The sequence below is a fragment of the Enterobacter sp. FB genome (genome assembly GCF_000805795.1).
GTDB classification, from domain to species: Bacteria; Pseudomonadota; Gammaproteobacteria; order Enterobacterales; family Enterobacteriaceae; genus Enterobacter; species Enterobacter roggenkampii.
Genome location: NZ_JSZC01000013.1, coordinates 2,425,517 through 2,437,568, shown reverse-complemented (window position 1 = coordinate 2,437,568; position 12,052 = coordinate 2,425,517). Strand labels below are relative to the sequence as shown.

At 56.4% G+C, this 12,052-nt stretch carries 12 protein-coding genes; 9 read left to right on the top strand and 3 right to left on the bottom strand.

All coding sequences use genetic code 11. The features are described from left to right. The first annotated feature begins 18 nt into the window (after nt 1–18). Nucleotides 19–570, top strand: coding sequence for a phosphodiesterase (gene yfcE, locus PI91_RS18590; protein WP_021241566.1), 552 nt, complete (start codon nt 19–21; stop codon nt 568–570). A 55-nt stretch (nt 571–625) separates the two neighbouring features. Further along, complete coding sequence (gene yfcD, locus PI91_RS18585) at nt 626–1,180, top strand: NUDIX hydrolase YfcD (RefSeq protein WP_008502582.1); 555 nt, start codon at nt 626–628, stop codon at nt 1,178–1,180. Between the two features lie 3 nt (nt 1,181–1,183). Here yfcD and PI91_RS18580 read toward each other — a convergent pair whose 3' ends face one another. After that, a complete protein-coding gene (locus PI91_RS18580) occupies nt 1,184–2,203 on the bottom strand; it encodes a LacI family DNA-binding transcriptional regulator (RefSeq protein ID WP_021241565.1) in 1,020 nt (339 codons plus the stop codon). A gap of 234 nt (nt 2,204–2,437) precedes the next feature. Here PI91_RS18580 and PI91_RS18575 point away from each other — a divergent pair, with 234 nt between their 5' ends. The 6 genes from PI91_RS18575 (at nt 2,438) to PI91_RS18550 (ending at nt 7,754) form a co-directional block, all read left to right on the top strand. Continuing rightward, complete coding sequence (locus PI91_RS18575; protein ID WP_008502882.1) at nt 2,438–2,881, top strand: PTS sugar transporter subunit IIA; 444 nt, start codon at nt 2,438–2,440, stop codon at nt 2,879–2,881. 80 nt (nt 2,882–2,961) lie between these two features. After that, complete coding sequence (locus PI91_RS18570) at nt 2,962–3,234, top strand: PTS sugar transporter subunit IIB (protein ID WP_003861447.1); 273 nt, start codon at nt 2,962–2,964, stop codon at nt 3,232–3,234. Between the two features lie 21 nt (nt 3,235–3,255). After that, the gene (locus PI91_RS18565; RefSeq protein ID WP_039266786.1) at nt 3,256–4,647 is read left to right on the top strand and encodes a PTS ascorbate transporter subunit IIC; all 1,392 of its coding nucleotides are present in this window, start codon (nt 3,256–3,258) and stop codon (nt 4,645–4,647) included. Continuing rightward, entirely contained in the window at nt 4,644–5,474 is an 831-nt protein-coding gene (locus PI91_RS18560; RefSeq protein ID WP_039266785.1) for a transketolase, read from the top strand. The genes PI91_RS18565 and PI91_RS18560 overlap by 4 nt, the downstream gene beginning before the upstream one ends. Beyond that, the gene (locus PI91_RS18555) at nt 5,467–6,420 is read left to right on the top strand and encodes a transketolase family protein (RefSeq protein ID WP_023294123.1); all 954 of its coding nucleotides are present in this window, start codon (nt 5,467–5,469) and stop codon (nt 6,418–6,420) included. Before PI91_RS18560 ends, PI91_RS18555 begins: the two co-directional genes overlap by 8 nt. Before the next feature lie 176 nt (nt 6,421–6,596). Next, a complete protein-coding gene (locus tag PI91_RS18550) occupies nt 6,597–7,754 on the top strand; it encodes an integrase core domain-containing protein (protein ID WP_039265406.1) in 1,158 nt (385 codons plus the stop codon). Between the two features lie 74 nt (nt 7,755–7,828). Here the strand turns inward: PI91_RS18550 and pta are convergent, their stop codons facing one another. Continuing rightward, nucleotides 7,829–9,970: a phosphate acetyltransferase gene (gene pta, locus PI91_RS18545; protein WP_008502877.1), complete on the bottom strand. Its 2,142-nt coding sequence runs from the start codon at nt 9,968–9,970 to the stop codon at nt 7,829–7,831. Nucleotides 9,971–10,046: 76 nt separating this feature from the next. Next, nucleotides 10,047–11,249 (bottom strand): acetate kinase, encoded by a 1,203-nt coding sequence (ackA, locus tag PI91_RS18540; RefSeq protein WP_008502876.1) that lies wholly within the window; start codon nt 11,247–11,249, stop codon nt 10,047–10,049. 337 nt (nt 11,250–11,586) lie between these two features. Here ackA and yfbV point away from each other — a divergent pair, with 337 nt between their 5' ends. Continuing rightward, complete coding sequence (gene yfbV / locus PI91_RS18535; protein ID WP_008502875.1) at nt 11,587–12,042, top strand: terminus macrodomain insulation protein YfbV; 456 nt, start codon at nt 11,587–11,589, stop codon at nt 12,040–12,042. Nucleotides 12,043–12,052 lie beyond the last annotated feature (10 nt).

Below are 12,052 nucleotides of genomic sequence, written 5' to 3'. Positions count from 1 at the left end.
TTTCCCGAGGAGTGACTGATGAAACTGATGTTTGCGTCGGATATCCATGGATCGCTGCCCGCGACCGAGCGTGTCCTTTCTCTGTTTGAGCAAAGTGGTGCGAAGTGGCTGATTATTCTGGGTGACGTGTTGAATCACGGCCCACGCAACGCGCTGCCGGAAGGCTATGACCCTGCGCAGGTCGCGGAAAAACTCAACCCGTATGCCTCGCGCATCATCGCCGTTCGCGGCAACTGTGATAGCGAAGTGGACCAGATGCTGCTGCATTTTCCCATTACCGCGCCGTGGCAGCAGGTGCTGCTCGAACATCACCGTCTGTTTCTGACCCACGGGCATCTTTTCAGCCCGGATAATCTCCCGGCCCTCGCGGCTGGCGATGTCCTGGTTTACGGTCATACTCATATTCCGGTTGCGGAAAAACGCGGTGAGATTTATCACTTTAATCCGGGCTCGGTCAGCATCCCAAAAGGCGGGTATCCTGCAAGCTACGGCATGCTGGAAGGAAATACCCTGAGCGTTATCGCACTTAATGATCAGCAAGTTATTGCGCAGGTAGCGATTAATCCGTAAGTTACACCTCAACTGCAAACGCGCCGAAAGAGCGCTTAGAAAAGAAGGTTTCCCGATGGTGGAGCAGAGTCATTTGGCAAGTACAGAGTGGGTTGACATTGTCAACGAAGAGAATGAAGTGATCGCGCAGGCCAGCCGCGAGCAAATGCGTGCGGAGCGCCTGCGTCACCGTGCGACATATATCGTTGTGCATGACGGTATGGGTAAAATTCTGGTTCAGCGCCGCACGGACACCAAAGATTTTCTCCCGGGTATGCTGGATGCCACTGCAGGCGGCGTCGTCCAGGCGGATGAAGTGCTGCTGGATTCTGCGCGTCGTGAAGCGGAAGAGGAGTTAGGCATCGCCGGCGTGCCGTTTGCCGAGCACGGTCAGTTCTATTTCGAAGACGAGAACTGCCGCGTCTGGGGCGGGCTGTTTAGCTGCGTCTCCCACGGCCCGTTCGCCCTGCAGGAAGAAGAAGTGAGTGAAGTCAGCTGGATGACGCCGGAAGAGATCACCGCGCGCTGCGACGAGTTCACGCCGGATTCGTTAAAAGCGCTGGCGCTGTGGATGACCCGCAACGCCAAAAACGAATCGACCAAATCAGAAAAAGAGGAAGAGGCTGAGTAAGCGTCAGCAGCTCTCTCTCAGACACAGGCTGGACGCGATGGGCTTTTGATCGCGCCAGTCTCCGCCATTCAGGCGCTCCAGTAGCGCTTTCCCGGCTTCGATGCCAATCTTACGATGCGGCACCGCCATGGTCGTCAGCGGCGGCTGACAGACGCGGCTCACGTCGCTATCGCCAAACCCTACCACTGCCAGATCGTCCGGCACTTTGATTCGCCTGCGCTGGCACTCGTACAGCGCGCCGCAGGCCAGCTCGTCAGAGACGCACACCAGCGCATCCAGCTCAGGCCATGCCAGCAGGAATTCGGGCAGCTGCGCCGCGCCGGTCGAGAAGCTCGGCGGCATCGCCGCGTTAATGACCCGGTTAGGCGACATATGGTGGCGAAGCATGGCTTTATACCAGCCCTGCAGATGCTGCTGGAAAATCCACTGCTCCTGGTTGGCGCACAGCAGGCCAATGTTTTGATAGCCGCGCTTAATGACCATCTCCGTGAGCTCAAACATGGCCGCCACGTTATCAATCCCGATGTTCATGTCAATCGGATCGGCGCGCATGGCGCCCATCTCCATCACCGGAATCGAGGCGTTTTTCAGCCAGTGGCGAACGGTGTCGGTATGTTCAACGCTGAGCAAAATCGCTGCGGCGATATTTGACGCCAGCAGCGTCTCCAGCAACTTCTCCTCCTGCTCAAGACGATGCTGGGATTCTGCCAGCATGATCTGATATCCGGCAGGCTGCAGGACCTGCTGAAGCCCGGCGAACATCTCCGAGCAGCCGGCTTCGGAGAGGTTGGGCACCACCATGGCTATCGTCCATGACGACGCCGAGGCAAGGGCACTGGCGGCAAGATTAGGCATATAACCCAGCTCCTGCACGGCAGCTTCAATTTTTTCTCGTAGTTTATCGGAAACCTGTTCGGGCGTGCGAAGCGCACGGGACACGGTCATCGTGCCCACACCGGCAAGCTGTGCGACATCGGCGAGTGTCACTTTACCAGTACTGCGCCGTTTTCGGGTTAGAGACATACACCTTCCTGCTGACCAGACGCGTTCTTTTTTTCCTTCGTTTCACGTGACAGGCAGTATACGCCTTAAATCCCTTTTTTTGCTGTGATTTAGCAACGTGATTGCAATTTGATAGCGCTATCACATTTCTGCATGTTAACGATTGGTAGCGCTATCTTTGTGATCGCGATCGCAGTCAATCCGCGATGCGTTGAATAAAGTTTGCTCATCTTAAACGTGTGGCGGGAGTGAAAAGTGCTCAAAAAATGGATATATGATACAACCATCACGCTGCAGGAGAGCGTGGAAGACTGGCCGCAGGCGCTGAAGCTGTGCGCGAAGCCGCTGCTGGATTTGCAGGTGATTGAGCCTGACTACGTCACGGCCATCATCAAGCAGCACCACGCGTTAGGACCTTATTATGTGCTGGCACCAGGGCTGGCGATGCCGCATGCGCGGCCGGAGGAAGGCGCCAAAGGACTGGGGTTGTCGTTATTAAAACTAAAACAGGGCGTCTCGTTTGGTGCCGGTGAGTTTGACCCTGTCGATGTGATTATCATGCTCGCGGCACCGGACAAACATAGCCATATCGAAATGATATCCGCACTCGCAGAATTATTTTCCAGCGACGAGGAGATGGAGAAACTGCATCAGGCGAATACCCTGGAGGAAATTAAAACAATTATTAACCGCTTCTGATTTAATTCTGTAATCCGGTTTTTCACTACATTACGCGTCAGCGTGATGGGGCGTACTCTACTCAAAATAAGGGGACAACAATGAAAATCATGGCTATTTGCGGTTCTGGCCTGGGCAGCAGCTTTATGGTCGAAATGAATATTAAAAAGGTGCTCAAAAAGCTGGAGATCGAGGCTGAGGTTGAACACTCCGATCTCTCCTCGGCGACGCCGGGCGCGGCCGATCTGTTCGTGATGGCAAAAGACATTGCGGCCAGCGCCAGCGTGCCGGAGAGCCAGCTGGTGGTGATCAACAACATCATCGACATCAACGAACTTGAAGCGCAGCTGCGCGCCTGGTTCGAAAGACAATAACCCTGATAAGGCGAGGTGGATATGTTTATCCTTGAAACGCTGAATTTCGTTGTTGATATTTTAAAAGTCCCTTCGGTGCTGGTGGGCTTAATTGCGTTAATCGGTCTGGTTGCGCAAAAAAAAGCGTTTTCAGATGTGGTGAAAGGGACCATTAAAACTATTCTGGGCTTTATTGTACTGGGCGGCGGTGCCACCGTGCTGGTGGGATCATTAAATCCGTTAGGCGGCATGTTTGAACACGCCTTTACTATTCAGGGCATTATTCCAAACAATGAAGCCATTGTGTCCATTGCGCTCGAAAAATACGGTGCAGCGACCGCGCTGATTATGGCCTTCGGGATGGTGGCGAATATTATCGTCGCCCGCTTTACCCGCCTGAAGTATATCTTCCTGACAGGACACCATACGTTTTATATGGCGTGCATGATTGGCGTGATCCTGACGGTGGCGGGCTTTGACGGCGTAGGGCTGGTCTTTACCGGGTCGCTGATCCTCGGCCTGATCATGGCTTTCTTCCCGGCGATTGCGCAGCGCTACATGAAGCGCATTACCGGCAACGATGAGATTGCCTTCGGCCACTTCGGCACGCTGGGCTACGTGCTGTCCGGTTGGATTGGCAGCAAGGTTGGCAAAGGCTCCCGCTCAACCGAAGAGATGAACCTGCCGAAGAACCTGAGCTTCCTGCGCGACAGCTCAATCTCCATCTCCCTGACCATGATGATTATCTACCTGATCATGGCGGTGAGCGCCGGGCGTGAGTACGTCGAGGCGACCTTCAGCGCCGGTCAGAACTACCTGGTCTACGCCATCATCATGGCGATAACCTTTGCGGCAGGTGTGTTCATCATCCTGCAGGGCGTACGCCTGATTCTGGCGGAAATCGTCCCGGCCTTTACCGGCTTCTCGGAAAAACTGGTGCCGAACGCGCGTCCAGCGCTGGACTGCCCGGTGGTATATCCCTATGCACCTAACGCGGTGCTGATTGGCTTCCTGTTCAGCTTCCTCGGCGGGATTGTGGGGTTGTTCATCTGCGGTCAGTTTAGCTGGGTGCTGATCCTCCCGGGCGTGGTGCCGCACTTCTTTACTGGCGCAACCGCGGGCGTGTTCGGTAACGCCACCGGCGGACGTCGCGGGGCGATGATTGGCGCCTTTGCCAACGGCCTGCTGATTACCTTCCTGCCGGTCCTGCTGCTGCCGGTACTGGGCGCCATTGGCTTTGCCAACACCACCTTCTCTGACGCCGACTTCGGCGCGGTTGGGATTGTGCTCGGCAACCTGGCGCGCTTCCTGTCGCCGCTGGCCATCACCGGGCTGGTCGTGGCGCTGTTCGCGCTGCTGGTGGCGTACAACGTCTTCGCGAAAAACAAACCTGCGGGCGGTAACGCGCAGGAAAACACCGGAGCCAAATCATGAATGAGAAAGAGATAACCGAACTCGCGCGTCAGATCCGTCTTGAGACGCTGAAATCCCTGACGCAGCTGGGATTTGGCCACTACGGCGGTAGCATGTCGGTGGTTGAAACCCTGGCCGTGCTGTACGGCGCGGTGATGAAAATCGACCCGGCGGACCCGGACTGGCCGGAGCGAGACTACTTTGTGCTGTCAAAAGGCCATGCGGGCCCGGCGCTTTACAGCACCCTGGCGATCAAGGGCTACTTCCCGACAGAAGAGCTGAGCACGCTCAACCAAAACGGGACGCGCCTGCCCAGCCACCCGGACCGCCTGAAAACGCGCGGCGTAGATGCTACCACCGGTTCGCTGGGGCAGGGGATTTCCATCGCCGGCGGCATGGCGCTGTCGCACAGGCTGGCAGGGCGGCCGAATCGGGTCTTCTGCATCGTCGGCGACGGCGAGCTGAACGAAGGTCAGTGCTGGGAAGCGTTCCAGTTTATTGCCCACCATCGCCTGAACAACCTGACGGTGTTTGTCGACTGGAACAAACAGCAGCTCGACGGCGAGCTGGATGAGATCATCTGCGCGTTCGACCTCGAGGGCAAATTCCGCGCCTTTGGCTTTGACGTGGTGACGGTCAAGGGGGACGACATTCCGGCGCTGCTGGCGGTGACGTCGCGGGTCCCGGCTGCCGATGCGCGTCCGCTAGTCGTCATCCTCGATAGCATTAAGGGGCAGGGTGTGCCGTACCTGGAACAGCTCAGCAACTCGCACCACCTGCGATTGACCGCGGAGAGCAAAGCGGCCCTCAACGAGACGATTCGCCAACTGGAGGCTTCACATGATTAAGGTTGCACCGGCAGGACAGAAAGACGCCGTTGAGATGCGTAAAGTTTACGCGGGCTTCGTGGCAAAGCAGATTGAGGCCGGAAGCGACATCATTGCGCTTGAAGCCGACCTGATGAGCTCGATGGCGATGGACGGCGTGGCGCGCGATTATCCGCAGCACGTGATTAACTGCGGCATTATGGAAGCTAACGTCATCGGCACGGCAGCCGGGCTGTCGCTTACCGGCCGCAAGCCGTTCGTTCACACCTTCACCGCCTTTGCCAGCCGCCGCTGCTTTGACCAGCTGTTTATGTCCCTGGACTATCAGCGCAACAACGTGAAGGTGATTGCCTCAGACGCGGGCGTGACGGCCTGCCACAACGGCGGAACGCATATGTCGTTTGAGGATATGGGCATTGTGCGCGGGCTGGCGCATTCGGTGGTGCTGGAGGTGACCGACGCGGTGATGTTTGAGGACGTGCTGCGCCAGCTTATCGATCTCGACGGCTTCTACTGGGTGCGGACCATTCGTAAGCAGGCGCCGAGCGTGTATGCGCCGGGCTCCACCTTCACCATTGGAAAAGGTAACGTGCTGCGCGAGGGGAGCGATATTACGCTGATTGCCAACGGCATCATGGTTGCAGAAGCCCTTGAGGCGGCGCGGCAGCTTGAGCAGGAGGGCGTCAGCGCGGCGGTCATCGACATGTTTACCCTGAAGCCCATCGACCGGATGCTGGTGAAAAACTACGCCGAGAAAACCGGGCGCATCGTGACCTGTGAAAACCACAGCATTCACAACGGGCTGGGGTCGGCGGTAGCGGAAGTGCTGGTGGAAACCTGTCCGGTGCCGATGCGGCGGGTCGGGGTCAAGGAGCGTTACGGCCAGGTGGGAACGCAGGATTTCCTGCAGAAAGAGTATGGCCTGACGGCACATGACATTGTATCGGCGGCGAGAGAGCTGCTGTAAATAAAAAAGGCGACCAGTTAAGTGGTCGCCTTTTTGTTGCCCGGTGGCGCTAGCGCTTACCGGGCCTACGGTTTTGTAGGCCGGATAAGCGAAGGGTATGAACCGGAAACATGGGTAACACTTTAGACCGGATACATGGGTAACAGTTATAACTGGCATAGAAGAGGAGACTCGCTATGCCCTGGACTGAGACCCGACCTATGCAACGCCTTGATTTTATCCGTGCCTGCCATGCAGGTACGGACTCCTTCTCCGCTCTTTGCCGTCTTTTTGGTATCAGCCGCAAAACCGGCTACAAATGGCTTCAGCGTTTTGACCCTTCTGACCTGTCCTCTCTCTCTGACCGGTCGCGCGCACCATGCTCTCACTCCCGGACGGTTCCTGATGAGGTCGTCGGGCACCTGACTGCCCTGCGTCAGAAACACCCTGACTGGGGCCCGAAAAAACTGCGGATGTGGCTCCTCAATCATCACGTCGATTTTACCGTTCCTGCTGCCAGCACTGTCGGCGATATCCTCAAGCGCGAAGGCCTGGTACCTGACAGAAAGAGAAAGCGCAGAACGCCGGGGAATCGCCAGCCCCTGACCAGCATCAGTGAAAACAATCAGGTCTGGAGCGCTGATTTTAAAGGCAAGTTCAGGCTGCTGAGCAGAGAGTACTGTCATCCCTTTACCCTGACCGACAACCACAGCCGGTATCTGCTGAGCTGCCGTGGAACAGACCGTGAGAGCGAGCCCTTCGTCAGGCACTGTCTGACGGAGGCGTTCCTGGAGTACGGTCTGCCGGACGTTCTGAGAACCGATAATGGTCAGCCCTTCGCAGGGACGGGTATCGCCGGGTTAAGTCGCCTTGCCGTCTGGCTGATAAAGCTGGGCGTCAGACCGGAGCGTATCCGGCGGGGCCATCCCGAAGAGAACGGGCGGCACGAACGCATGCACCGTTCCCTGAAAAGTGCGCTGGCGCAGGGGAACACCTTCATGACGATGGAAGAACAACAGCGGTGGTTCAGTGACTACCGGGAAGAATTTAACTACGAAAGACCGCATGAAGCCCTGGCGGGTGCAACGCCCGGAACGGTGTGGCACCCCTCGAAGCGCCAGTGGGATGGCCGTGTTCCTGACTATGCCTATCCGTCAGGAGGAACGGTCTACAGGGTGAAATCGAGGGGGACACTCTATATGGGGAAAAAGGGGACGGTGTTCCTGAGTGAAGCGCTGACTGATGAGTACATCATGCTGGAAGAACAAGATGATGGCCTGGAGGCCATCATCTTCAACGGAATAACGCTTGCGTACTACGACCGAAAAACCCAGAGTGTGGTGCGGATAGACTAAAAGTGTTACCTATGTTCCCGGTCTGATCTGTCACCTATGTATCCGGTCATACAGAAGCGCCATCCGGCAATACATTACTGCTGCTGCGAAGACTGGATCGCTGTCAGCGCGATGGTGTAAACGATATCGTCTACCAGTGCGCCACGAGACAGGTCGTTCACAGGTTTGCGCATGCCCTGCAGCATTGGCCCGATGGAGATCAGGTCGGCAGAACGCTGTACCGCTTTGTAGGTGGTGTTACCGGTGTTCAGATCCGGGAAGATGAACACGGTAGCGCGACCTGCAACCGGAGAGTTCGGCGCTTTGGATTTTGCAACGTCAGCCATGACTGCGGCATCGTACTGCAGCGGGCCGTCGATCATCAGATCAGGGCGTTTTTCCTGCGCAATACGGGTCGCTTCACGCACTTTCTCTACGTCGCTACCTGCACCAGATGTGCCGGTGGAGTAGGAGAGCATCGCCACGCGCGGCTCGATACCGAAAGCGGTCGCGGAGTCTGCGGACTGGATAGCGATCTCAGCCAGCTGCTCTGCGGTTGGATCCGGGTTGATCGCGCAGTCGCCGTAAACGTAAACCTGTTCAGGCAGCAGCATGAAGAACACGGAAGACACCAGAGAGCTGCCTGGCGCGGTTTTGATCAGCTGCAGCGGTGGACGGATGGTGTTCGCCGTGGTGTGAACCGCACCGGAAACCAGGCCGTCAACTTCGTCCTGCTCCAGCATCAGCGTGCCCAGCACCACGTTGTCTTCCAGCTGCTCACGCGCAACGGCTTCGGTCATGCCCTTGCTCTTACGCAGCTCAACCAGACGGGCAACGTAGCTTTCGCGAACCACTTCCGGGTCAACGATTTCGATGCCAGCGCCCAGCTCAACGCCCTGAGAGGCCGCTACGCGGTTGATCTCATCCGGGTTACCCAGCAGCACACAGGTCGCGATGCCGCGCTCTGCACAGATAGCCGCCGCTTTAACGGTACGTGGTTCGTCGCCTTCTGGCAGAACAACGCGTTTGCCCGCTTTACGCGCCAGCTCGGTCAGCTGGTAACGGAAGGCTGGCGGAGACAGACGGCGGCTGCGCTCGGAGGTCGCGGTCAGGGATTCGATCCAGTCTGCGTTGATGTAGCCCGCAACGTATTCCTGAACTTTCTCGATACGCTCGTGGTCATCAACCGGCACTTCCAGGTTGAAGCTCTGCAGGCTCAGGGAGGTCTGCCAGGTGTTGGTGTTCACCATGAAGACCGGCAGGCCGGTAGCGAACGCGCGTTCGCACAGCTTGCTGACGCGTGGGTCCATCTCGTAGGCACCGGTCAGCAGGATCGCACCGATTTCCACGCCGTTCATTGCGGCCAGGCAGGCTGCAACCAGCACGTCAGGACGGTCTGCGGAGGTCACCAGCAGGGAACCTGCGCGGAAGTGTTCCAGCATGTGCGGAATGCTACGCGCACAGAAGGTCACGGACTTCACGCGACGGGTGTTAATGTCGCCTTCGTTAATCACGGTCGCGTTCAGGTGACGCGCCATGTCGATTGCACGGGTGGCAATCAGATCGAAGCTCCATGGCACCGCGCCCAGAACCGGAAGCGGGCTGGATTCCTGCAGCTTAGCCGGGTCAACTTTGATGACTTTCGCTTTGGACGAGTCGTCGAAGATCTCGGACAGGTCAGGGCGAGTACGGCCCTGCTCATCCACTGGCGCGTTCAGCTTGTTGACGATCACGCCGGTGATGTTGGTATTTTTCGCGCCGCCGAAGCTGCTGCGCGTCAGTTCGATACGCTCGTTCAGCTGTTCCGGGGTGTCAGTGCCCTGAGACATCACGAAAACGATCTCTGCGTTCAGGGTTTTCGCGATTTCGAAGTTCAGAGACTGGGCAAACTGGTGTTTGCGGGTTGGAACCAGACCTTCAACCAGCACCACTTCCGCGTCTTGCGCGTTAGCATGGTAGTTGGCGATGATCTCTTCCATCAGCACGTCTTTCTGGTTGCTGGAGAGCAGAGACTCAACGTGGCTCATCTTCAGCGGTTCAGCCGCCGGCAGATTGGAGTTCTTGCGAACGATGGTGGTGGTCTGGTCTGGTGCATCGCCACCGGCACGTGGCTGGGCGATTGGCTTAAAGACGCTCAGACGAACGCCTTTGCGTTCCATAGCACGGATAACGCCAAGGCTGACGCTGGTCAGGCCGACGCTGGTTCCGGTAGGGATCAGCATAATAGTACGGGACACGGTTTATCCTCTTTCGTTACCGCCCAAATCGGGCGGGTTACAAAACAGCACCGCCAGCATTGCTGGCGGTGTGGAATCAGGCAGTCAGGCGGTGCGCGTCTTGCGCGATAACCAGTTCTTCGTTAGTTGGGATAACGAGAGCAGGGCGGGTGCCTTCTTTGTTGATGAAGCCAGACTTGCCGAAGCGGGCAGCCAGGTTACGCTCGTGATCAACGTCGAAGCCCAGAACGCCCAGTTTGCCCAGGGACAGTTCACGAACCATTGCCGCGTTCTCACCGATACCACCGGTGAAGATAACCGCGTCCAGACGGCCTTCCATCAGCGCAGTGTAAGAGCCGATGTATTTCGCCAGACGGTGGCAGTAAACGTCCATTGCACGTTTAGCGTCTTCTTTCTCTGCGTAGTTGTCTTCAACGTAACGGCAGTCGCTGGTGACTTCGGTCAGACCCAGCAGGCCAGACTCTTTGGTCAGCATTTTGTTGATCTGGTCAACGCTCATGCCCAGGGTGTCGTGCAGGTGGAAGATGATCGCCGGGTCGATGTCACCGGAACGGGTACCCATCACCAGACCTTCCAGCGGGGTCAGACCCATGGACGTATCAACACATTTACCGTTGCGGATAGCAGAAACAGAACCACCGTTGCCCAGGTGGCAGGTGATGATGTTCAGTTCTTCAACCGGCTTGTTCAGCACTTTTGCCGCTTCCTGAGTCACATAGAAGTGGCTGGTGCCGTGCGCGCCGTAGCGACGTACGCCGTGCTCTTTGTACAGGCTGTATGGCAGGGCATAGAGGTAAGACTCTTCCGGCATGGTCTGATGGAACGCGGTGTCGAATACGGCCACGTTTTTGTCTTTCAGATTCGGGAAGGATTTCAGCGCTTCAGCGATACCGATCAGGTGAGCCGGGTTGTGCAGCGGTGCGAAAGAGGCTGAGTCTTTGATGCCCTGGATCACAGAGTCGTCGATCACCACGGAGCTGGTGTATTTTTCGCCGCCGTGGACGATACGGTGACCAATCGCAGTCAGCTGAGCAGACAGTTCTGGTTTTTGTGCCAGAATAGTGTTAACGATAAAGTTCAGCGCTTCACTGTGAGCGGCGCCTGCACCTAAAGCCGCTTCTTGTTTGCTGCCGTCCATCTTCCACTTGATACGTGCTTCAGGCAGATGGAAACATTCGGCCAAACCAGAGAGGTATTCGTCACCGTTGAGCGCATCGATGATGGCGAATTTCAGTGAGGAGCTACCGCAGTTCAGAACCAGTACTAACTTACTCGACATGGAAGTACCTATTATTGATACGTGGCTAAAAAAACGTCAGTGAGTCTAACAGCGTAACGCATGATGACCCGGACATTTATGATTAACATCATGCCAAACGAACATTGTGGCATGATGTAAGAAATAACTATGATTTTATGCCATTTTGCACAATTTTCAGCCAATGGCATAATATGCAATAATTTGACGAGCTAATGATTCTCGTCTAAGGCCCTATCAGGCTGGCACAGGATACCCGATACGGGGTAGTGATGACAAAATATTTTGAACGTTGTCATAGCTTGTTGTGGTTTTGCACGAAAATTTTAATTTTTATATGTGAAGTTGAGGTACAGCCATGTCGACACCAGAGAACCCGTCCGTTAATTTCTTTAGCCTGTTTCGTCGGGGACAGCATTACGCAAAGACGTGGCCGATGGAAAAGCGCCTTGCGCCGATGTTTATTGAGAATCGCACCATCCGCGCCACGCGCTATGCGATTCGCTTTATGCCGCCTGTCGCTATCTTTACGCTGTGCTGGCAGATTGCGTTGGGTGGACAGCTTGGTCCTGCCGTTGCCACGGCGCTCTTCGCATTAAGCCTGCCAATGCAGGGCCTGTGGTGGTTAGGTAAACGGTCCATCACGCCACTTCCCCCTTCTATTTTACACTGGTTTTATGAAGTGCGCGGTAAACTGGAAGAGGCCGGGCAGGCGCTCGCCCCGGTGGAAGGCAAGCCGGATTACCAGGCGCTGGCGGACACGTTAAAGCGTGCATTTAAGCAACTGGATAAAACATTCCTCGATGACTTGTGATTGATCATCG